This window comes from Streptomyces alanosinicus (genome assembly GCF_014650595.1).
In the GTDB taxonomy this organism is placed as follows: domain Bacteria; phylum Actinomycetota; class Actinomycetes; order Streptomycetales; family Streptomycetaceae; genus Streptomyces; species Streptomyces alanosinicus.
Genome location: NZ_BMVG01000014.1, coordinates 155,576 through 176,813 on the forward strand (window position 1 = coordinate 155,576; position 21,238 = coordinate 176,813).

Genomic DNA, 21,238 nt, shown 5'->3' on the forward strand with positions numbered 1-21,238 from the left:
GGATTCGCCCGAACGGCCGTTAATATCCGGGAAACCCCTGGTCAGGTGGGCTGATCCGGTTCTAGGATGGCGCGCTCCGGCCATCCTTCGCGGTCACCGGCCCGCCGGGACCGCCCGACCCCGCGCCGCCTGCACTCCCCCTCCGGCGCAGTGACGATGGACTCCCAGACCTCCCAGTCAGCACAGGCATCCCAGTCACCTCACCCACCTCACACGTTCCAGGTCGACCTGCGCGGTCTGGTGGACCTGCTCTCCCATCACCTCTACTCCAGCCCCAAGGTCTATCTGCGCGAGCTGCTGCAGAACGCCGTCGACGCGGTCACCGCACGGCGGGCCGAGCAGCCGGACGCCCCGGCGGTGGTCCGCCTGCATCCGGCGGACGGCGGGCTGCGGGTGGAGGACAGCGGCATCGGGCTCACCGAGGCGGACGTGCACGATCTGCTGGCCACCATCGGGCGCAGCTCCAAACGGGCCGAGGGCCTTCAGGAGGCCCGCTCGGACTTCCTCGGCCAGTTCGGCATCGGCCTGCTCGCCTGCTTCCTGGTCGCCGAGCGGATCCGCGTGGTCAGCCGCAGCGCCCGTACGCCGGGGGCGCCGCCGGTGGAGTGGACGGCGCGGGACGACGGCTCGTACACCGTGCGCACGCTGGACGGCTCGGCACGGCCCGAGCCGGGCACCACCGTGTATCTGACCGCCCGCGCGGGAGCGGCCGAGTGGCTGTCGCCGCAGCGGGTGCGGTCCCTGGCCCGGGACTTCGGCGCGCTGCTGCCGTACGACGTCCGGGTGGGCGAGGAGCCGGTCGCCGAGCTGCCCGCGCCCTGGGACCGGCCGTATCCGACGCCCGCCGCGCGCCGGGCGGCGCTGGCCCGGCACTGTCGCGAGCTGTTCGGGTTCACTCCGCTGGACTCGATCGGCCTGGATGTGCCGCTGGCCGGGATCCGCGGGGTGGCGTACGTGCTGCCCGCGGCGGTGAGCCCCGCCCAGCGGGCGGCCCACCGGGTGCATCTGAAGGGCATGCTGCTCACCGAGCGGGCCGAACAGCTGCTCCCGGACTGGGCGTTCTTCGTGCGGTGTGTGCTGGACACCGACAGCCTGCGGCCCACGGCCTCGCGCGAGTCGCTCTACGAGGACGAGACGCTGGCCGCCGTGCGGGAGGCGCTCGGGGAAAGGATCCGCTCGTGGCTCACGGGGCTCGCCGCCGGTGATCCCGAGCGGCTGACGGCCTTCCTCGCCGTGCACCACCTGGGAGTGAAGTCCCTCGCCCGGCACGACCGCGCCATGCTGCGCACGATGCTGCCGTGGCTGCCGTTCGAGACGACCGACGGGCAGCTGTCCCTGGAGGAGTTCGCCCGGCGGCATCCGGTGGTGCACTTCACGCGGACCGTCGAGGAGTACCGGCAGGTCGCGCAGATCGCCTCGGCGCAGGGCGTCGGGGTGGTCAACGGCGGCTACACGTACGACGCCGAGCTGGTCGAGGCGCTGCCGTCGGTGCGGGCGGGGACGGTCGTCGCCGAGCTGGACGCGGACACCGTGACCGCGCATCTGGACGCGCTCGACCCGGGCGAGGAGCTGGCCCTGTCCGGCTTCCTCGCCACCGCGCGGGCGACGCTCGACCCGCTGCACTGTGACGTCGTGCTGCGCGCCTTCCACCCGCTGTCGGTGCCCGCGCTGCACCTGGACGACCGGGCCGCCCGGCACGAACAGGCGCGCGCGGCGGCCGAGGAGCGGGCCGACGACCTGTGGGCGGGCATCCTGGGCTCGCTGCGCGGCAGCGCCCCGCGCGCGCGTCTGGTGCTCAACCATCTCAACCCGCTGGTCCGGCGCATCGGTTCGCTCAAGGACCCGGAACTGATCGGCACCGCCACCGAGTCGCTGTACGGGCAGGCCCTGCTGATGGCGCGGCGCCCGCTGCGGCCCGCGGACTCGGCGCTGCTGAACCGGTCGTTCATCGGGCTCCTGGAATGGGCCACACACGGCGGGTCCACGACCCGGGAGGACGGTCGCTGATGGCGGACATCACGGACTTCGACGCGCTGCGCCGGGCGCTGGCGGAGAACTCCGAGCAGCCGGAGGGCCCGGCCCGCAACGCCCGCGCGGAGCAGCTGCTCGGCGCGGCCGAGCGGCTGGACATCCCGCTCGCCGTGATCGAGGCGCTCGGGCACCAGCTGAAGGTCTACAACTACAGCTCCGAGAAGGACAAGATGTTCGTCCCGTTCGCGCGGCTGCTGCGCATGTGGGACGAACGGCCCGCGGACTTCGACGAGTACGAGGCGCACACCCTGCACTGGGTCTTCAAGTGGATGTCGGCGGGCATGCTGGACCAGCCGCACATCCCGCTCGCCTCGATCGAGAAGTGGCTCGGCGAGATGGCGCACCGCTACCGGCTCGCCGGGTACTCCGAACGGGCCGTGCACGGCGCCGAGTTCAGCGTGGCCGAGCACCTCGGTGACCGGTCGCGTGCCGAGCGGGCGTACGCGGCCTGGCTCGCCGCGGACCGGGACGCGATGACCGACTGCCACGCGTGCGAGCTGCACGGGCAGGGCACTTGGCAGGTCACGCGCGGGCGGGACGCGGAGGCGTTGCGGCTGTGGCGGCCGGTGCTGGAGGGCGAGTTCGTCTGCGCGCACGAGCCGCACACCGTGCTGGCCTCCTCGCTGGCCCCGCTGCTGCGCCTGGGCCGCGTGGACGAGGCGCGCGCCCACCATCTGCGGGGCCTGCGCCTCGTACGCCCGATGGAGTCGATGCGCGGCGCGTACGCCGACCATGTGGAGTTCTGCGCGCTGACCGGCAACGAGGCGCGCGCCCTGGAGCTGCTCGCCGAGCGGCCGGCGTACTTCACCGACACCGGGCAGCCGCGCAGCCGGCTGGCGTACCTGGCCGTGGTGGCTCTGGTGACGGAGCGGCTGACCGAGCTGGGGCGCGCCGGAGCGCGGGTGCCGGGGCCGGCCGGACGGGCCTGGACCGCGGGGGAACTCGCCGGGCACGCGCGCGAGGAGGCGCTGGAGCTGGCCGGCCGGTTCGACCGGCGCAACGGCACGCCGTACGTCGGCGAGCGGACACGCGCGCGGATGGCCCAGCGGCCGCTGGTGGAGCGGCTGCCGCTGGGCGTGCGCACCGTGCGCCCCGCGCCCGCGCCGGTGGCCGCGCCCCCGGCGCCCGAGACCGCGGACGCGCCCGGTGTGGCGGCCCTGCTCGCCGAGGCGCGGCGGCTGTCGGACACCTTGCAACCGCACGCCCTGGAGGCCTGGGCGGCGGTCGCGCGGGCGGCGCGCGACCGCGAACTGGCGCCGCGCGACCGCGCGGAGATCACCGACCACGAGGCGATGGCCCGCGGCCCCGAGGGCATCGAGCTGTTCGAGCGGGCGTCGGCGCTGTACACGGAGGCCGGCGACCTCGGTGAGGCCCTGGCGGCACGCGCGCGTGGCGCGTACGGCCGCGCCCTGGCGGGCGAGGTGGACGCGGCCCTGCGGGTGGTCACCGGGCTGTACGACGAGGCGCTCGCCCTGTACGCCGCCGAGGCAACCGGCGTACGGCAGACGGCGTCGGTGGTGATGAGCCGGGCCCGGATCCTGATGCGACGCGTGCACGAGGGGGCGGCACAGCGGGCTTCGGCGGAGGCTCCGGCGCGGGCCGAGCAGGCGGTGCGTGAGGTGCTCGCGCTGGTCGGGGGGCGGGGCGCGGACGATGTGCGGCTGGCCGCCCGGGACGCGGAGGCGCGGGGGATGCTGGCCGAGCTGGCGCTGCTGCGCGGGGACGGCGGACGGGCCGCGGAGCTGTTCGGGCGGGCGGCCGCCGGGTTCGTGGGCGCCGGACTGCCGTGGTTCGCGGTGGAGTACGAGGCGCAGGTCGCCGTGCTGGCCCAGCAGGCCGGTGACCTGGGCGAGGCCGAGCGGGCGCTGCGGTCCGCCCTGGCGCACGGCGGGCCGTACGTGGAGCCGATCGGGCGGGCCCAGCTGCATCTGCAGCTCGCGGAGGTCGTCGGGGGCCGAGGCGAGGTCGTGGAGGCCGCCGAGCACGCGTGGGAGGCCGCGCACTGGGCCGACGAGGCGGGCGCCCAGGGAAGCATGCTGGGCGGCTGGGCGCGCCAGCAGCTGGGCGGGCTCCTGCTGCGCCAGGGCCGCTGTGCGGAGGCGGCCGAGGTGCTGGAGTCGGCGCTGGCCGACCTGTCCGTCGAGACCCACGGCGACGGGGCCGTCGTACAGACGCGGTGGTGGCTCGCCGACTGTCTGAGCGAGCTGGACGATCACCGCGCGGCCGCCGAACACCGGCTGCGCGCGGCGGAGATCGCCCGGCTCTGGCCCGAGCAGCAGGACCATGCCACGCTCGCCCACCTCGCCGCCGAGTCCCTGGGCAAGGCGGGTCTGTCGACGGAGGCGGAGCAGGCCTACACGCGCGCGGGCGACCTGTGGCGTGCGCTCGGCAACGCGCCGTTCCTCGTCCGGTCGTTGCGCGCGCGTGGCTGGCTGGCGCTGCGCGGGGAGGGCACGGCGGAGGGGGCGTGCGCCCTGATGGCGGAGGCGGTACGCGAGTGCGAGCAGGCGCTCCGGGCCGCCGCGGACCCGGTGGCACGGGAGCAACTCGGCACCGAACTGGCCCATACCCACCGCCAGTTCGGCGACCTCTTGGCCCGCTCGGCGACCGAGGACTCAGGCGAGGCCGAAGAGGACGAAGGGGCCGAAGAGGCGGAAGGGGCCGAAGACGGCGTGGTCCAGGCGGCGTTCGAGGCGGCGCTGGTCCAGCTGGACCGGGCGGCCGCGCTGTTCGGCACGCTGGGCGCGGACGCGCTGCACGACCACACCGGCGCCGAACTCGCCGCCGGGCGGCTGGAGGCCGGCCTCGGCCGGCCCGCACAGGCCGCGGCACGCGCGCGTGCCGTGCTGGCCGCCTACGAGGACGCCGACGACGAGGACGAGACGGTCCGGGCGCGACGGGCGGAGGCCACCCGGCTGCTCATGCCGGAACCACGAGGCGGGCAGGCGTGAGGCGGGGCGGCGTGAGGCGGGCAGGCGTGGGGCCGGGTCATTCCACGCCGATGAGCAGCAGTGTCCCCTGGCGGCCGCCCCGGTACACCGTCGTGTCCACGGCGAGGTAGGACTCCCGCACGCGTGCCTGCAGATGCTCGGCGATGGTCTCGGGGGCCTCGTCGCCGACGACGAGGGTGACCAGCTCGCCGCCGGCCTGGAGCATGCGGTCCAGGACGGTCGCGGCGGTGGCGGTGACGTCCGGGCCGATCACGGCCACGTCGCCGTCGATCAGCCCGAGCACGTCCCCGGCCTGACAGATGCCGGCCGTCGTCCAGGACTGGTGCTCGGCGACGACGACCTCCGCGTACCGGGTGGCGCCGGCCGCCGCGGTCATCTGGACGACGTCCTCGTCGAACCGGCGCTCCTGCTCGTGCACGGCGAGCGCGGCGATGCCCTGGACCGCCGAGCGGGTCGGGATCAGGGCCACCCGGATGCCCTCGGCGCGGGCCTGCTCGGCGGCCGCGGCGGCCGTGTGGCGCAGCTCGGCGTCGTTGGGCAGCAGGACGACCTCGCGCGCGTGGGCCCGCCGTACCGCCTGCACCAGCTCGCCGCTGGCGGGCGGCTCCCCGGGGCGCGCGAGGACGGTGGTGGCGCCCGCCTCGGTGTACAGCCCGGCCAGGCCCTCCCCCGGTACGACGGCGACGACGGCCCGCTGGACGCGCTCGCGCGGCGGCCGCCCGCGCCCGGTGTGCACGTCCCCGAGCCCGAAGTGGCTGATCCGGATCCGGTACGGCCGTCCGGCCTCGACGCCCGCCTCCACGGCGGCGCCCGCGTCGTCGACGTGCACATGGACGTTCCACAGGCCGTCGCCGCCGACCACGACCAGGGAGTCGCCGAGGGCGTCGAGACGGGTCCGGAGCCGGGCCACGGCCGCGTCGTCGGCCTCCAGGAGATAGATCACCTCGTAGGCGGGCCCGTCGGCCTCGGCCCGGTCGGTACACAGACCGGCGTCGGTCACGGCCCCGGCACCCGTCAGGTGTTCCACGCGCGCGTGGCCGCCGGAAACGGCCTCGGAGCCTCTCGGGGCCTCCCGTACCGCCTCGCCCGTGAACGCCTCCACCAGTGCCCCCAGCACCGCCACGAGCCCCCTGCCGCCCGCGTCCACCACTCCTGCCCGGCCGAGCACGGCCAGCTGGCCCGGAGTGGCCGCCAGGGCCGCCAGGGCGCCCTCGTAGGCCGCCCGCGCGACCGTCCCGCAGTCGCCCTCGGTCGCCTCGGCGGCCTCGGCGGCGGCCGAGGCGACGGTCAGCACGGTGCCCTCCACGGGGTGGGCCACGGCCTGCCGGGCGGAGTCCGCGGCCCGCCGCAGCGCCACCCGCAGCTCCGTGCCGCCGAAGGGGGACGCCGCACGCCCGGTGTCGTCGGCGAGCACCTGCGACATGCCGCGCAGCAGCTGCGCCAGGATCGTCCCGGAGTTGCCGCGGGCCCCGATGAGCGCGCCGTGGGCCATCGCGCGCACGGCGTCCGCGAGGGACGGCTCCCCTGCGCCCGTCCCGTACCCGGCGAACACCGCCTCCACGGCCGTGGCCGCCGATTCGAGGGTGAGGTAGAGATTCGTTCCGGTGTCGCCGTCGGCCACCGGGTAGACGTTGATCGCGTCGATCTCCTCACGCTCGCGGCCCAGCGCCGCGAGCGCCAGACCGCACCAGGTGCGCACCGCGAGAGCATCGAGAAATGTCTGCGGCACCTGCGCCACCTGCGCCTCCCTGAGCCGGCCGTACGTGGATCGCAGCGTAGACCCCAAGGTGGTGTCCTCCGGAAGAGGGCCGGGAGCCGGGAGCCGGGCCCTGAGCTGCCATGGTAGTTTCGTTGTACGGACGCAGTCGTTGTATGCTGCTCCGGTTGCCCGATCCCGATCGGGCCATTCCCCTGGCAACGCCATTCAGATCTCAGGTCGTACGATCTCGATCCCGGCAAGCCGGGATCAACCGTAAGTGCATCTGAAGTCTTTGGAGTGACCCGTGGCTGCCAACTGCGACGTCTGCGGCAAGGGGCCGGGCTTCGGCAACAACATCTCGCACTCGCACCGCCGTACGCCCCGTCGCTGGAACCCGAACATCCAGCGTGTGCGTACCGTGGTCGGCGGGACGCCGAAGCGCGTGAACGCTTGCACCTCGTGCATCAAGGCCGGCAAGGTCTCGCGCTGACGCCAACAGCTGAGCGCGCGGCCACTGCTGGTTCGCTGCAAAAAGCCGGTCCACCTCAGGGTGGACCGGCTTTTTGCCGTACCCACGCGCCGCGCCTGCCCGCGCGGGATCAGTCCCTGAACCGCCAGCCGTGGTCCACCGGGCCGATCCCCGCGCCCAGGGCGAACCCGGCGGCGATCGCGCCCGTGACGTACTCCTTGGCCGCTGTGACGGCCTCCGGCACGCTCTGGCCCTTGGCCAGCCCCGACGCGACCGCCGAGGCCAGCGTGCAGCCCGTGCCGTGCGTGTGCCGGTTGTCGTGGCGGGGCGCGCGGTAGCGGTACTCGTCCCGGCCGTCCGTGAGCAGGTCCACGGCCTCCCCGGGCAGATGCCCACCCTTGATCAGCACCCAGCGCGGCCCGTACTCCAGCACGGCCGCCGCGGCCCGTCGCAGATCGTCCTCGGACTCGACCCGGACACCTGTGAGTTGGGCCACTTCATCGAGGTTCGGGGTGGCCACGGTGGCCGCCGGCAGCAGCTTCGTCCGGACCGAGTCCAGGGCGGAGGCGGCCAGCAGCGGGTCGCCGTGCTTGGAGACACCCACCGGGTCCACCACGGCCGACGCGTCCGTGCCGGAGATCAACTCGGCGACCGCCTCGACCAGTTCCGCCGAGGCCAGCATGCCGGTCTTCACGGCCTGGACGCCGATGTCGTCGACGACGCTGCGGTACTGGGCGCGCACGGCCTCCACGGGCAGTTCCCAGGCGCCCTGCACACCCAGCGAGTTCTGCGCGGTCACCGCCGTGATCACGCTCATCCCGTGCACACCGAGCGCCAGCATCGTCTTCAGGTCGGCCTGGATACCGGCGCCGCCGCCGGAGTCCGAGCCGGCCACCGTGAGCACCCGGGGGATCATGACTCGATGTCCCCGAAGTGGTCCCAGCCGCCCTTGCTGGTCCAGGGCGCCCCGTCGACGGTCACCTGGGGCAGCGCGGACGGGTTGAGGACCTCGCCGATGACCTTCCAGCGGGCCGGGAGCTTGGTGTCCGACGGGAAGGTCGCGACGATCGCGTGATCCTCTCCCCCGGAGAGCACCCACTGCAGCGGGTCGACGCCGACGGCCTGCCCGATGTCGTTCATCTGGGTCGGGATGTCGATCGCGCCGGAGCGGATGTCGATGCGGACCTTGCTGGCCTCGGCGATGTGCCCGAGGTCGGCGATCAGCCCGTCGCTCACGTCGCACATCGCCGTCGCGCCCAGGGCGGCCGCCGCCGGACCCGCGTGGTACGGCGGCTCGGGGCGCCGGTGGGCCTCGACGAAGGCGCGCGGGGAGCGGAAGCCGCGGGAGAGGACCGCGTACCCGGCCGCGGACCAGCCCAGCCAGCCCGTGACGGCCACCAGATCGCCGGGCTGGGCTCCCGCGCGCGTGACCGGCTCCTGGTTGCGCAGATCGCCGAGCGCGGTGATCGACACCATGATGGTGTCCCCGCGTACGACGTCCCCGCCCACCACCGAGGCGCCCGCGACCTGGCACTCGTCGCGCAGGCCGTCCATCAGCTCGCTGGGCCAGGTCACCGGGAGTTCCGCCGGGACGACCAGGCCGAGCAGCAGGGCGGTCGGCACGGCTCCCATGGCGGCGATGTCGGCGAGGTTCTGCGCCGCGGCCTTGCGCCCGACGTCGTACGCCGTGGACCAGTCGCGGCGGAAGTGCCGCCCCTCCAGCAGGATGTCGGTGCTCGCCACCACCCGCCGGTCGGGCGCGGCGATCACCGCGGCGTCGTCGCCCGGACCGATCCGGACCGCCGGGGTGGTGGTGAGACGGGAGGTGAGCTCCCTGATGAGCCCGAACTCCCCTAGCTCACCGACAGTGCCCTTCATTGCCCTTGCTCCCCTTCTCTGCCTTGCCGTGCCCACTCGCGCATCATCAGTGTCCCCGATACGGTCGAGGTGACCGTCAACTTCCGTCGTGCCTGCACCCTGGCGCGCAAGCCCGGTTCCCGCAGGTCTCCCCGCGGGGAGCGGCGACGCGATACCGTGGCGTTCCTTTTCCCCACATGATCCTCGTGGCCGCCTTGGAGGTTCCGTGGTACAGGCGTACATCCTGATCCAGACGGAGGTCGGCAAGGCGTCGACCGTCGCCGAGACGATCAGCAAGATCCCTGGTGTGATCCAGGCCGAGGACGTGACGGGTCCGTACGATGTCATCGTGCGCGCCCAGGCCGACACGGTCGACGATCTCGGTCGCATGGTGGTCGCCAAGGTCCAGCAAGTGGAAGGCATCACCCGCACCCTGACCTGTCCGGTCGTGCATCTGTAGCCCCCGTCTACGCTTGGCCGGTGGACATCTTCCGTCACCGGCCCCTCGGCCTGCTCGCGCCCGCGCTGCTGATCGCGGTCGCGGGCTGCTCATCAGCAGACGACAGCGCCGCGGTGGCGGTTCCCAGCCCCGACGCGAAGACGGCGAAGGTGTGCCGGGCTCTGCACCGGGTGCTGCCGCGCACGCTCGACGGACACGGCCGCAACGACCCCGAACCCCGGTCCGCCTACACGGCGGGCTGGGGAAACCCGGCGATCATACTGCGCTGCGGAGTCGTACGGCCGCCCAAGATGATCGATCCCAAGGTGGCCCAGGGCGATGACCCGGACGCCATCGCGGGCGGGGTGAACGGCGTCGACTGGCTGATGGAGAAGCAGGGCGACGGCACCTGGCGGTTCACCACCGCGAGTCGCGTGGCCTATGTGCAGGTCAGCCTGCCCAAGGGGATGTCCGCGCAGGAGGCGGGCACGACCGTGCTCACGCAGCTTGCGGCGCCCGTGAAGAAGGCGATCCCCGGGGGGATCGCCTCCATGCGCTGACCGTGCCGCGCTGACCGTGCCGCGCTGCCGGTACGGGCTCAGCGGAGCCCGGTCGAGCGGCGCAGCGCGGCCTGCACCAGGCGGTCGATCAGCTCGGGGTAGCCGACCCCGCTGGCCTGCCACATCTGCGGGTACATCGAGATCGGTGTGAAGCCCGGCAGGGTGTTGATCTCGTTGATCACGAACTCGCCGTCCTCGTCGAGGAAGAAGTCGGCGCGGACCAGGCCCTCGCAGGAGACCGCCTCGAACGCCTCGACGGCGAGCCGGCGCACCTCGGCGGTCTGCTCCCCGGTGAGCGGCGCCGGGACGATACCGGGCGTGGAGTCGATGTACTTGGCCTCGAAGTCGTAGTACGCGTGCGTGTCCGGCGGCGGGATCTCGGCGGGCACGGAGGCGCGCGGCCCGTCCTCGAACTCCAGCACCCCGCACTCGATCTCGCGGCCGCGCACCGCGGCCTCCACCAGGATCTTCGGGTCGTGCGCCTGCGCGGTGGCGATCGCCTCGTCCAGGCCGGACAGGTCGTCGACCTTGGTGATGCCGATCGACGAACCCGCGCGCGCGGGCTTCACGAACAGCGGCCAGCCGTGCTCACCGGCCAGGTCGATGATCTTCTTGCGGGCGGCGGACTCGTCCTGCTCCCACTCGCGCGGCCGGATCACCATGTAGGGGCCGACCTTCAGCCCGTAGGACGTGAAGATCCGCTTCATGTACTCCTTGTCCTGGCCGACGGCCGAGGCGAGCACACCGGCGCCCACGTACGGCACCCCGGACAGCTCCAGCATGCCCTGGAGGGTGCCGTCCTCGCCGTAGGGGCCGTGCAGCACCGGGAAGACCACGTCGACCTCGCCGAGCGCCTTGGGCACCGAGCCGGGCTCGCTGTAGACGACCTCGCGGCTGGCGGGGTCGACGGGGAGCACCACGGCGCCGTCGGTGGACTCGGCCAGTTCCTCGACGGCGGGCAGACGGCGGTCGGCGATGGCCATCCGCTCCGGCTCGTCGGCGGTGAGCACCCAGCGGCCCTCCCGCGTGATGCCGATCGGCAGCACGTCGTACTTGGTCCGGTCGATGGCGCTCAGCACGGCGCCGGCGGTGACCATGGAGATCCCGTGCTCGGAGCTGCGCCCGCCGAACACGACGGCCACGCGCGGCTTGCGCGGCGGCTGCTCAGGGTTCTGGGGAAGGTTCTCGGTGCTCATATCGCGTTGAGAGTACCCGTAGGCAGGTCCCTGAGACAGCGTTGGAGGGCCGGGGTCGCTCAGCGTCGCTCCGGCTTCGCGCTGCGCGACATCAGCTCCTTGAGCGCGACCACCGGCGGCTTGCCCTCGTGCACGATGTCCACGACCGTCTCGGTGATGGGCATGTCGACGCCGTGCCGGCGGGCCAGATCCGCCACCGACTCGCAGGACTTGACGCCCTCGGCGGTCTGCTTGGTGACGGCGATGGTCTCCTCCAGGGTCATGCCCTTGCCGAGGTTGGTGCCGAAGGTGTGGTTGCGGGACAGCGGCGAGGAGCAGGTGGCCACCAGGTCGCCGAGGCCCGCGAGTCCGGAGAAGGTCAGCGGGTCGGCGCCGATCGCGACACCGAGCCGCGCGGTCTCGGCGAGGCCCCGGGTGATGAGGGAGCCCTTGGCGTTGTCGCCGAGCCCCATGCCGTCCGCGATGCCGACGGCGAGCCCGATGACGTTCTTCACCGCCCCGCCCAGCTCGCAGCCCACCACGTCGGTCTCCGTGTACGGCCGGAAGTACGGCGTGTGGCAGGCGGCCTGCAGGCGCTGGGCGACCGCCTCGTCGGTGCAGGCGACGACGGCGGCGGCGGGCATCCGGGCGGCGATCTCACGGGCCAGGTTGGGCCCGGTGACGACCGCGATACGGTCCGCGCCGACCTTGGCGACGTCGTCGATGACCTCGCTCATCCGCATGGTGGAGCCGAGTTCGACGCCCTTCATCAGGGAGACGAGCACCGTGTCCGGGGCGAGCAGCGGGGTCCACTCGGCGAGGTTGGCGCGCAGGGTCTGGGAGGGGATGGCGAGAACGGTGAAGTCCGCCTCCCGCAGGGCCTTCGCCGGGTCCGTGGTCGCCTTGAGGTTCTCGGGGAGTTCGACACCGGGCAGGTAGTCGGGGTTGGTCCGCGTGGAGTTGACGGCCTCGGCCAGCTCGGGGCGGCGGGCCCACAGGGTCACTTCACAGCCCGCGTCGGCGAGCACCATGCCGAAGGCGGTGCCCCATGAGCCGGTGCCCATGACCGCCGCCTTAACCGCCTTGCTCACTTGCTCTGCCCCTCCGGTTCCTTGCCCTGCGTCTGTGCCTGGGTGCGGCGGCGCTGTTCGATGCGCTCGCGGCGGGGGTCGTAGGCGGTCTCGGGCGCCTTCTCGCCGCGGATGTCCTCCAGCAGGCGGGTGATGGCCGCCATGATGACCTCCGTGGCCTCCTTGAGCAGCTCCGGGGTCATCTCCCTGCCGTAGAACCGCGACAGGTCCACGGGCGGGCCCGCGAGCACGTGGTGGGTCTTGCGCGGGAAGAGGTCCGGCTTCTTGGCGTACGGCGGCAGGAGTTCGTTGGCGCCCCACTGGGCGACCGGGATGACCGGGCACTTGGTCTGCAGGGCCACGCGGGCGGCGCCGGTCTTGCCGGTCATGGGCCAGCCGTCCGGGTCGCGGGTCAGGGTGCCCTCGGGGTAGAAGGCGACGCACTCGCCGCGCTCCACGGCGTCGATAGCGGCCCGGAAGGCGCTCAGCGCGTCCGTGGACTCGCGGTAGACGGGGATCTGCCCGGTGCCGCGCATCGCGGCGCCGACGAATCCCTTCTTGAAAAGCCCGCTCTTCGCCAGGAATCGCGGAACCCTTCCGGTGTTGTACTGATAGTGCGCGTACGCGAAGGGGTCCACATGGGAATTGTGGTTCACCACGGTGATAAATCCGCCCTCGGCCGGAATATGCTCCATTCCACGCCAGTCCCGCTTGACCAGAACCACCAGCGGCGGTTTGCAGAGCACCGCGGCGAAGCGGTACCAGAAGCCGATTCTGCGGCGGGGCACAAGGACACCTTCCTCTAGGGCTGTCGCCCCGGCGGGGGGCCGCACAAGTGTCGCCCCGGGCCGCCGGTCTGTCGAGAACACCGTACGCCCGCCACCCGTGGCACCAGATGACCCGGGGGACAATGATCGCGACCAGAGAGGGGGTGCGCCGGTGCAATGGAGCTTGGTCGTCCCGTTGAAGCCTCTGTCCCGGGCCAAGAGCAGACTCTCGGACACCGCGGCCGACGCGGTGCGGCCGGGGCTGGCGCTGGCGTTCGCACAGGACACGGTGGCCGCGGCGGTGGCCTGTACGGCGGTGGCGGATGTGGCGGTGGTCACGGACGACGAGCTGGCCGCGCGTGAGCTGGCGGCGCTCGGCGCCCGCATCGTCCCGGACGCCCCGGCGAACGGCCTGAACGCCGCTCTGGCGCACGGCGCGGCCGTCGTACGCGCAATGCGCCCGCGCACACCGATCGCGGCGCTGAACGCCGATCTGCCGGCGTTGCGCCCGGCGGAACTGGCGGTCGTGCTGGGCTCGGCGGGTGAGTTCTCGCGGGCGTTTCTCGCGGATGCCGCTCAGCTGGGCACGACGTTGCTGGCCGCGGGGCCGGACCGGGAATTGCGGCCGGAGTTCGGCGTCGATTCCCGGTCCCGGCATCGCGCCTCCGGGGCGCGGGAACTGGAGCTCACGGGGGTCGATTCGGTACGGCAGGACGTGGATACCGGGGGCGATCTGCGGGCGGCATTGGCATTGGGAGTGGGCCGGTATACGGCCGCGGTATCGGCGGGATTGCTGATCCCGGGGTCATGAGAGCACGCGGCCGCCGCGGGCGGGACTGCAACCCCCTAGGGGCGCGGGGAACTGCGCGACCGGCCACGGCGCATCCGCACCCGGCGACGGACCAGGCCCCCCACGGCAGATCCCCGGCAACCGGCGAGCATTAGGCTGGCCGTCATGCAGGCCACCGCATACACCTACGACCCCGACACCCACTGCGGCCAGGTGCTCCTCGACGACGGCACCCCGGTGCCGTACGACGCCGCCGCCTTCACCGCCGGAGGCCTCAGGCTGTTGCGCCCCGGCCAGCGCGTGCGGATCGAGACCGAGGGGCGGGGCGACACCCTGCGCATCACCCTCGTAACCCTTCAGACCCTGTAACCGCCCTTACCGGCACTGCCGCCCGCACCGCCCCGAACACGCCGCGGGCCGGGCTCCCGAGGGGAGTCCGGCCCGGCGCGTGAGTGCCCTGGCGGCCTTACGACGTCGCCTTGCGGGCGGTCGCCTTCTTCGCGGTGGTCTTGCGGGCCGTCGACTTCTTGGCCGGGGCCTTCTTCGCGGTGACCTTCTTCGCGGGAGCCTTCTTCGCGGTCGCCTTCTTGGCGGTGGCCTTCTTCGCGGCAGCGGTCTTCGCGGTCGCCGTGGTCTTCTTGGCGGTCGTCTTCTTCGCCGTGGTCTTCTTCGCGGCGGCCGTGGTCTTCTTCGCCACCGTCTTCTTGGCGGTGGCCTTCTTCGCGGCCGCCTTCTTGGCCGTGACCTTCTTCGCGGCGGCCTTCTTGACCGTCGCCGCGGCGCCGCCGGTCAGGCTGCCCTTCGGCGCCTTCTTGACCGAGACCTCGCCGCCGCGGGGCAGCTTCTTCGAGCCGCTCACCAGGTCCTTGAAGCCCTGACCGGCGCGGAAGCGCGGCACGGAGGTCTTCTTGACCCGAACCCGCTCGCCCGTCTGGGGGTTGCGGGCGTAGCGGGCGGGGCGGTCCACCTTCTCGAAGGACCCGAAGCCGGTGACCGAGACCCGCTCGCCCGCGACGACCGCGCGGACGATGGCGTCCAGGACATGATCGACAGCCTCGGCGGCCTGCTGACGGCCGCCCACCTTGTCGGCAATCGCTTCTACGAGCTGCGCCTTGTTCACGTCTTCCCCTTCGGAGACATCGCCAGAACGAAAGTGTTCAAGCTTTTTCGCACGTTAGGCAGATATATACCGCAAATCAAACACGAAACGGGCTTATCACCCTTGTGCCGCAACGGACTCGGCGGTCCCGGGCTGTTCAGTGCTCCTCGTCAGGGATCCGACCCTCGTCGAGGTCCGCGTTGAACCGCTCGAGCCGCCTTGCCGCAGCGGCGAGATCGTGCTTGGCCGCGGCCGTAATGACCAGCAGCTTCCGGGTCAGCGCCATCCGTACGCCCTCCGGGACTTGCAGTGCGCGCACTCTTGCGTGCGCTTCCTTCAGCTGGTTCGCGACCGCCGTATAGAGCTGGAGTTGGCCGTCGTGTCCCATGCACAGATTGTGCCATCTGGGGCGAGTTGTCGCCTGCGCAGGGGGCAACTGCCGCCTCAAATGGCCTTCCAGGCACTTGCGGAGACCGCGATCCCAGCACTCACGTACCCCGACAACCACCTTCGTAACGTGGGAACTTGAACACCGCGCAAGAAGGGGGCGGAGCCAAAGAGGGGCAGATACGGCTGTACCCCCGATCGTGGCGATCGGGGGTACAGACGGGGGTGTTGACGTGGCCGAAACTCGTTCCGCCGAGGGGTCCGGATCAGGCCTGGAGGGTGCGCGGCTTGTGGGCGGGCCGCTTCGCCTCGTACGCGGCGATGTCGGCCTCGTTCTGGAGCGTGATGGAGATGTCGTCCAGGCCGTTCAGCAGCCGCCAGCGGGAGTTCTCGTCCAGCTCGAAGGAGGCGGTGATGCCCTCGGCGCGCACCTCACGCGCCTGAAGGTCCACCGTGATCTCAGCCGTGGGGTCGGCTTCGGTCAGCTCCCACAGCGCGTCGACGACCTTCTGGTCCAGAACCACCGTGAGCAGGCCGTTCTTCAGCGAGTTGCCCCGGAAGATGTCCGCGAAACGGGAGGAGATCACGGTCTTGAAGCCGTAGTTCTGCAGCGCCCAGACGGCGTGCTCACGGGAGGAGCCGGTGCCGAAGTCGGGGCCGGCGACCAGGACCGTGGCGCCGTGGCGCTCGGGGCGGTTGAGGATGAAGGTCTCGTCCTTGCGCCAGGCCTCGAACAGCCCGTCCTCGAATCCGTCCCGCGTGACCTTCTTGAGCCAGTGAGCAGGGATGATCTGGTCGGTGTCGACGTTGCTGCGGCGCAGCGGCACGGCCCGGCCGGTGTGCGTGGTGAAGGCTTCCATGATTTCTCAGACTCCAGCGGGCGTACGGACGTCGGTCAGGTCGGCCGGGGAGGCCAGATGGCCCAGCACGGCGGTGGCGGCCGCGACCTGCGGCGACACCAGGTGCGTCCGGCCGCCCTTGCCCTGCCGGCCCTCGAAGTTGCGGTTGGAGGTGGACGCGGAGCGCTCACCGGGGGCCAGCTGGTCCGGGTTCATGCCGAGACACATCGAGCAGCCCGCGTGCCGCCATTCGGCGCCGGCCTCCTTGAAGACCACGTCCAGGCCCTCGGAGACGGCCTGCAGACCGACCCGCGCGGAGCCCGGGACGACCAGCATCCGTACGCCGTCGGCGACTTTGCGGCCCTTGAGGAGCTCGGCGGCGGCCCGCAGGTCCTCGATGCGGCCGTTGGTGCAGGAACCTACGAAGACGGTGTCCACGTTGATGGAGCGCAGCGGCTGGCCGGCCGCCAACCCCATGTATTCCAGGGCCTTTTCGGCGGCGAGGCGCTCCGAAGCGTCTTCGTACGAAGCCGGGTCGGGGACGGACGCCGAAAGCGGCGCGCCCTGGCCGGGGTTGGTGCCCCAGGTGACGAACGGGGACAGCTCGTCGGCCTTGATGACGACCTCGGCGTCGAACTCGGCGTCCGCGTCCGTCCTCAGCGTCCTCCAGTACGCGACCGCGGCGTCCCAGTCCTCGCCCTCGGGGGCGTGCGGGCGGCCCTTGAGGTAGTCGAAGGTGGTCTCGTCGGGGGCGATCATGCCCGCGCGGGCACCGGCCTCGATCGACATGTTGCAGATGGTCATCCGGGCCTCCATCGAGAGCTTCTCGATGGCGGAGCCGCGGTACTCCAGGATGTAGCCCTGGCCGCCGCCGGTGCCGATCTTCGCGATGATCGCCAGGATCAGGTCCTTGGCGGTGACGCCCTCGGGCAGCTCGCCCTCGACGGTGATCGCCATGGTCTTCGGACGGGCCAGCGGCAGCGTCTGGGTGGCCAGGACGTGCTCGACCTGCGAGGTGCCGATGCCGAACGCCAGCGCGCCGAAGGCGCCGTGCGTGGAGGTGTGCGAGTCGCCGCAGACCACGGTCGTACCGGGCTGGGTCAGGCCCAGCTGCGGACCGACGACGTGTACGACGCCCTGCTCGACATCGCCCAGCGGGTGCAGCCGCACCCCGAACTCGGCGCAGTTCTTGCGCAGCGTCTCCAGCTGGGCCCGGGAGACCGGGTCCGCGATGGGCTTGTCGATGTCGAGGGTCGGGGTGTTGTGATCCTCGGTGGCGATGGTGAGGTCGAGGCGGCGCACCGGGCGGCCGTTCTGCCGCAGGCCGTCGAAAGCCTGCGGGCTGGTCACCTCGTGCAGCAGGTGCAGATCGATGAAGAGGAGGTCGGGCTCGCCCTCGGCGCGCCGGACGACATGGTCGTCCCAGACCTTCTCCGCGAGTGTCCTACCCATCGCTTTCCCTCCGGCCGGCCACGGTCACGCCGACACAACTAGAGATCTTGAGGAAGCGACGCCCTGGTTCCTGATGTACCGGTGTCCGTGGGCGCCCAGCACCCGGCCCTCTTGGTCTGTGGGCCGCTGTGTGATTCCAGGGTGGCGCGTTCCACGGAAAATTGAACTTGCGTTTCACAGAGTGAGACGTGAGTATCGTTGCATGGACAACAGTAGCGGCGTCGGCGTTCTGGACAAGGCGGCCCTCGTCCTGAGCGCTCTGGAGTCCGGTCCGGCCACCCTCGCGGGTCTGGTCGGCGCGACCGGACTGGCACGACCCACGGCTCACCGCCTGGCCGTGGCTTTGGAACACCACCGCATGGTGGCACGCGACATGCAGGGCCGTTTCATCCTCGGTCCGCGCCTCGCGGAGCTGGCGGCGGCGGCCGGCGAGGACCGCCTGCTCGCGACGGCGGGCCCCGTGCTCACCCACCTCCGTGATGTCACCGGCGAGAGTGCGCAGCTCTACCGTCGCCAGGGTGACATGCGGATCTGTGTGGCCGCGGCGGAACGCCTGTCCGGCCTTCGGGACACCGTCCCGGTCGGCTCCACGCTGACGATGAAGGCCGGCTCCTCGGCGCAGATCCTGATGGCCTGGGAGGAGCCCGAGCGGCTGCACCGCGGCCTGCAGGGCGCCCGCTTCACGGCGACGGCCCTGTCGGGCGTACGGCGGCGGGGCTGGGCCCAGTCCATCGGCGAGCGCGAGCCCGGCGTCGCCTCCGTCTCCGCGCCCGTGCGCGGCCCCTCCAACCGCGTGGTGGCCGCGGTGTCCGTGTCCGGCCCGATCGAGCGCCTGACGCGCCATCCCGGCCGTATGCACGCCCAGGCGGTCATCGACGCCGCCGCCCGTCTGTCGGAGGCGCTGCGCCGCTCGGGCTGAGCGCGCACCCTCCCGGGCATCGCCGGGAACGCCGAGGAGGGCCTGCCTCAACGCCGCGGCAGGCCCTCCTCGCTCCCCCGGTCCCCCGATACCCCCCTGGTCAGCCGGCCCTCTCGGCCTCCTGAGCCCGCTCGGACCGATAGGCGAACCGGTCCTTCGCGTACCGGCCCCGCCTCTCCAGCGGGATCTGTCCGTGCGCCGCGGCCAGCCCGAACGCGGGCATGTCGCCGTAGATCGCCTCGTACGACCCCTCGGGCACGACATACGCCTCGTGCCATATGCCGACCTGCCCGCGCAGCTTCCCGGCCCGCTCCATGCGGTTGAGGCGCGCCCAGGCCTTGTGGTGGAAGGCCTCCGGCGCGGTCGCGTAGGCGTACAGCTTCTCCTTGGAGTCCCAGTACTGCACGACGTAGTACGTGCGCGGCGAGGCCGTCAGCAGGACGCGGCTGAGCAGGCCCCGCTCGGGCTCCTTGCGCAGATCCCTCAGCATGCGGAGCATCGCGAGCATCACCGGCACCCACAGGCGCACCGCCATGAAGCGGTTGATGCGCATGCCGATCAACAGGACGACGACGTCGCCCTTCGCGTCAGCGGTCGTACGGGTCACCATGACCACGTCCCCCTTGTTGGCGAGCGGAGCTATCCAAGCGGTGCGTGCTTAGATAGTGCCGTTATCCAAGAAGGGGCGCAAGACATGCGGCTCGCCGAATTGAGCAGACACAGCGGTGTGTCCACCGCGACGATCAAGTACTACCTGCGCGAAGGCCTGTTGCCCCCGGGCCGCCAGATCAACGCCACGACGGCCGAGTACGACGAGGAGCACCTGGGGCGGCTGCGGCTGGTGCGGGCGATGATCCAGGTGGGCCGGGTGCCGGTGGCGAAGGTGCGCGAGGTGCTCGGGCATGTCGACGACGACTCCCTGCCCCGCTCGATCCGTCTGGGCGCGGCGCTGTGGGCGCTGCCACAGGTGCCGGAGCCGGATGAGGACGACGAGTACGTCCAGGTCGCGCACCAGGAGGTCGACAAGCTCCTGGACCAGCTGGGCTGGGAGAACGCCAAGCAGCTGACGACCATCTCCCCGGCCTACCGCTCGCTGGTGGTGGCGGTGGCCGCGTTCCGCCGGATCGGCTACGACTTCGGGGCCGAACTGCTCGCGCCGTACGCCGAGTTGATGTACCGGACGGCCGTCCTCGATGTGGACAACATGGAGACGTATGCGTCGGAGGCGGAGCGGATCGAGTTCGCGATCCTGGGGGCGATCCTCAATGAGCCGGTGCTGCAGGCGCTGCACCGCCTCGCCCAGGAGGAGGAGACGACGCGGCGGTACGGCTTCGAGTAGCCGGCGCCGCACACGACGAAGGCCCTCCGCCGAAGCGAAGGGCCTAGTCCTGTACCCCCGACCGGATTCGAACCGGCGCTACCGCCTTGAGAGGGCGGCGTGCTAGGCCGCTACACAACGGGGGCGTGGACACTGCGTTTCCGCAGGTCCGAGCTGGTCTACCTGGACTCGAACCAAGACTAACTGAACCAGAATCAGTCGTGCTGCCAATTACACCATAGACCAATGTTGGTTTAGACCAGTTCGTACCCCCGACCGGATTCGAACCGGCGCTACCGCCTTGAGAGGGCGGCGTGCTAGGCCGCTACACAACGGGGGCCCTAGCGATCCTGCATCGACGACGGTGGGAGCTACCCGAGCCGTCCTCGCGGGAAGGATCTGTACCCCCGACCGGATTCGAACCGGCGCTACTGCCTTGAGAGGGCAGCGTGCTAGGCCGCTACACAACGGGGGCTTTGCAGATAAGCTCTGCGAGCTGGCCTACCTGGACTCGAACCAAGACTAACTGAACCAGAATCAGTCGTGCTGCCAATTACACCATAGGCCACTGGAACTCAAGACCCTGCGGGGTTCTAGTTCTAGCGTGCTCCGTGGGGTTCCGGCCTTCCGGCCCGCTCCCCTCGGCGCAGGAAGAACATTACCCGAAGGTGGACGGGGCTCCAAAACGGGTATCCGCGCGGACGAGCGCGGGGAGTTCGGCGAGGGTCGAGATCCGGTGCACCGCCACCTCCTGCGCGGCCTGCGCGGGGACCGTCCCGCGATCGATCCACACGGACAGCAGGCCCGCCTCGGCCGCGCCCCGCCCGTCGATCTCCGGATGGTCGCCGACGTACGCCACCTCGTGCGCGGGCAGGCCCAGCGCTTCGCAGGCGGCCAGGAAGGCGCCGGCCGCCGGCTTGGAGACGCCCAGCTCGGCGGCGCACAGCACCGTCTCGAAGCGGTCGAGCAGGCCGAGGGTGCGCAGCTTGTGCTCCTGGACCGTGAGGCTGGAGTTGGACAGCACCGCGTGCCGGTGGCTGACGGAGAGGGCCTCCAGGGCGGGCAGGACGTCCGGGAAGAGGCTCCAGGCGGCCTCGTAATGGACGAGATAGCGCGCGAACCACGCGTCGGCCTCGCCGTCGGTCAGCTTCCGGCCGGTGAAGACGCGCGTGCGGTCGCGGCGCTGTGTGACGAAGTCGACCTCGCCGGAGGAGAACCGGGCCCACTGGGCATCGGTGATCTCCCGCCAGCGCCGAAGGGCCTGTTCCACTCCGTCGTGCGCGCCCAGCAGGCCCTCCGCACCCAGGTGCGCACGCATGCCCTCGCGATCCGCGGTCGTGTAGTCGAAGAGAGTGTCGTCGATGTCCCAGACCACGGCTCGGATGCTCATGATCCGACGGTAACGCGGGGACGGGG

General features: G+C 71.8%; 21 protein-coding genes and 5 tRNA genes. 9 read left to right on the top strand and 17 right to left on the bottom strand.

Annotated elements, in window-relative coordinates:
• The first annotated feature begins 156 nt into the window (after positions 1–156).
• Together IE277_RS26445 and IE277_RS26450 are read left to right on the top strand one after the other, a co-directional pair.
• Positions 157–2,007, top strand: a complete 1,851-nt coding sequence (locus IE277_RS26445; RefSeq protein WP_189956202.1) for an HSP90 family protein — start codon at positions 157–159, stop codon at positions 2,005–2,007.
• Positions 2,007–4,982 (top strand): tetratricopeptide repeat protein, encoded by a 2,976-nt coding sequence (locus tag IE277_RS26450; RefSeq protein ID WP_189956203.1) that lies wholly within the window; start codon positions 2,007–2,009, stop codon positions 4,980–4,982. The genes IE277_RS26445 and IE277_RS26450 overlap by 1 nt, the downstream gene beginning before the upstream one ends.
• A 37-nt stretch (positions 4,983–5,019) precedes the next feature.
• On the opposite strand, the gene fakA is transcribed toward IE277_RS26450, so the two are convergent.
• Positions 5,020–6,720: a DAK2 domain-containing protein gene (fakA, locus tag IE277_RS26455; RefSeq protein WP_189956232.1), complete on the bottom strand. Its 1,701-nt coding sequence runs from the start codon at positions 6,718–6,720 to the stop codon at positions 5,020–5,022.
• A gap of 265 nt (positions 6,721–6,985) precedes the next feature.
• On the opposite strand from fakA, the gene rpmB reads away from it, so the two are divergent.
• A complete protein-coding gene (rpmB, locus tag IE277_RS26460) occupies positions 6,986–7,171 on the top strand; it encodes a 50S ribosomal protein L28 (RefSeq protein ID WP_004924906.1) in 186 nt (61 codons plus the stop codon).
• Between the two features lie 109 nt (positions 7,172–7,280).
• On the opposite strand, the gene thiD is transcribed toward rpmB, so the two are convergent.
• Complete coding sequence (gene thiD / locus IE277_RS26465) at positions 7,281–8,066, bottom strand: bifunctional hydroxymethylpyrimidine kinase/phosphomethylpyrimidine kinase (RefSeq protein ID WP_189956204.1); 786 nt, start codon at positions 8,064–8,066, stop codon at positions 7,281–7,283.
• Positions 8,063–9,028, bottom strand: coding sequence for a thiamine-phosphate kinase (locus tag IE277_RS26470; protein WP_189956205.1), 966 nt, complete (start codon positions 9,026–9,028; stop codon positions 8,063–8,065). The genes thiD and IE277_RS26470 overlap by 4 nt, the downstream gene beginning before the upstream one ends.
• Before the next feature lie 205 nt (positions 9,029–9,233).
• Here IE277_RS26470 and IE277_RS26475 point away from each other — a divergent pair, with 205 nt between their 5' ends.
• Both IE277_RS26475 and IE277_RS26480 read left to right on the top strand, forming a co-directional pair.
• Entirely contained in the window at positions 9,234–9,467 is a 234-nt protein-coding gene (locus tag IE277_RS26475) for an Lrp/AsnC family transcriptional regulator (protein WP_019889749.1), read from the top strand.
• Positions 9,468–9,487: 20 nt separating this feature from the next.
• Positions 9,488–10,006, top strand: coding sequence for a DUF3515 domain-containing protein (locus IE277_RS26480; RefSeq protein WP_189956206.1), 519 nt, complete (start codon positions 9,488–9,490; stop codon positions 10,004–10,006).
• Positions 10,007–10,044: 38 nt separating this feature from the next.
• On the opposite strand, the gene IE277_RS26485 is transcribed toward IE277_RS26480, so the two are convergent.
• The 3 genes from IE277_RS26485 to IE277_RS26495 are packed head-to-tail and all read right to left on the bottom strand — an operon-like array spanning position 10,045 to position 13,039.
• Positions 10,045–11,202, bottom strand: coding sequence for a D-alanine--D-alanine ligase family protein (locus IE277_RS26485; protein WP_189956207.1), 1,158 nt, complete (start codon positions 11,200–11,202; stop codon positions 10,045–10,047).
• Positions 11,203–11,261: 59 nt separating this feature from the next.
• Complete coding sequence (locus IE277_RS26490; RefSeq protein WP_189956208.1) at positions 11,262–12,272, bottom strand: NAD(P)H-dependent glycerol-3-phosphate dehydrogenase; 1,011 nt, start codon at positions 12,270–12,272, stop codon at positions 11,262–11,264.
• Positions 12,269–13,039 (bottom strand): lysophospholipid acyltransferase family protein, encoded by a 771-nt coding sequence (locus IE277_RS26495; protein ID WP_189956209.1) that lies wholly within the window; start codon positions 13,037–13,039, stop codon positions 12,269–12,271. Before IE277_RS26495 ends, IE277_RS26490 begins: the two co-directional genes overlap by 4 nt.
• A gap of 151 nt (positions 13,040–13,190) precedes the next feature.
• Between IE277_RS26495 and cofC the strand changes: the two genes are divergently transcribed.
• On the top strand, positions 13,191–13,829 hold the full coding sequence (cofC, locus tag IE277_RS26500) for a 2-phospho-L-lactate guanylyltransferase (RefSeq protein ID WP_189956210.1): 639 nt from the start codon (positions 13,191–13,193) through the stop codon (positions 13,827–13,829).
• Positions 13,830–13,973: 144 nt separating this feature from the next.
• The gene (locus IE277_RS26505) at positions 13,974–14,177 is read left to right on the top strand and encodes a hypothetical protein (protein WP_189956211.1); all 204 of its coding nucleotides are present in this window, start codon (positions 13,974–13,976) and stop codon (positions 14,175–14,177) included.
• 97 nt (positions 14,178–14,274) lie between these two features.
• Here the strand turns inward: IE277_RS26505 and IE277_RS26510 are convergent, their stop codons facing one another.
• The 4 genes from IE277_RS26510 to leuC form a co-directional block, all read right to left on the bottom strand.
• Positions 14,275–14,928: an HU family DNA-binding protein gene (locus IE277_RS26510; protein ID WP_189956212.1), complete on the bottom strand. Its 654-nt coding sequence runs from the start codon at positions 14,926–14,928 to the stop codon at positions 14,275–14,277.
• A 136-nt stretch (positions 14,929–15,064) separates the two neighbouring features.
• A complete protein-coding gene (locus IE277_RS26515) occupies positions 15,065–15,295 on the bottom strand; it encodes an SCO5555 family protein (protein ID WP_189956213.1) in 231 nt (76 codons plus the stop codon).
• Between the two features lie 265 nt (positions 15,296–15,560).
• Entirely contained in the window at positions 15,561–16,154 is a 594-nt protein-coding gene (leuD, locus tag IE277_RS26520; RefSeq protein ID WP_189956214.1) for a 3-isopropylmalate dehydratase small subunit, read from the bottom strand.
• A 6-nt stretch (positions 16,155–16,160) separates the two neighbouring features.
• Entirely contained in the window at positions 16,161–17,585 is a 1,425-nt protein-coding gene (gene leuC / locus IE277_RS26525; RefSeq protein WP_189956215.1) for a 3-isopropylmalate dehydratase large subunit, read from the bottom strand.
• 202 nt (positions 17,586–17,787) lie between these two features.
• Here leuC and ndgR point away from each other — a divergent pair, with 202 nt between their 5' ends.
• Positions 17,788–18,504: an IclR family transcriptional regulator NdgR gene (gene ndgR, locus IE277_RS26530; protein WP_009320373.1), complete on the top strand. Its 717-nt coding sequence runs from the start codon at positions 17,788–17,790 to the stop codon at positions 18,502–18,504.
• A gap of 100 nt (positions 18,505–18,604) precedes the next feature.
• Here ndgR and IE277_RS26535 read toward each other — a convergent pair whose 3' ends face one another.
• Positions 18,605–19,114: a DUF4188 domain-containing protein gene (locus IE277_RS26535; protein WP_189956216.1), complete on the bottom strand. Its 510-nt coding sequence runs from the start codon at positions 19,112–19,114 to the stop codon at positions 18,605–18,607.
• 84 nt (positions 19,115–19,198) lie between these two features.
• Between IE277_RS26535 and IE277_RS26540 the strand changes: the two genes are divergently transcribed.
• On the top strand, positions 19,199–19,843 hold the full coding sequence (locus tag IE277_RS26540) for a MerR family transcriptional regulator (RefSeq protein ID WP_189956217.1): 645 nt from the start codon (positions 19,199–19,201) through the stop codon (positions 19,841–19,843).
• 52 nt (positions 19,844–19,895) lie between these two features.
• Here the strand turns inward: IE277_RS26540 and IE277_RS26545 are convergent.
• From IE277_RS26545 to IE277_RS26570, 6 genes are all read right to left on the bottom strand, one after another.
• Positions 19,896–19,968 (bottom strand) — tRNA-Glu (locus IE277_RS26545).
• 28 nt (positions 19,969–19,996) lie between these two features.
• Positions 19,997–20,068 (bottom strand) — tRNA-Gln (locus tag IE277_RS26550).
• Positions 20,069–20,089: 21 nt separating this feature from the next.
• Positions 20,090–20,162: transfer RNA gene (locus IE277_RS26555), tRNA-Glu, on the bottom strand.
• Between the two features lie 62 nt (positions 20,163–20,224).
• Positions 20,225–20,297, bottom strand: a tRNA-Glu gene (locus tag IE277_RS26560).
• A gap of 21 nt (positions 20,298–20,318) precedes the next feature.
• Positions 20,319–20,390 (bottom strand) — tRNA-Gln (locus tag IE277_RS26565).
• A 90-nt stretch (positions 20,391–20,480) separates the two neighbouring features.
• Complete coding sequence (locus IE277_RS26570; RefSeq protein ID WP_189956218.1) at positions 20,481–21,212, bottom strand: HAD family hydrolase; 732 nt, start codon at positions 21,210–21,212, stop codon at positions 20,481–20,483.
• Between the last annotated feature and the right edge of the window lie 26 nt (positions 21,213–21,238).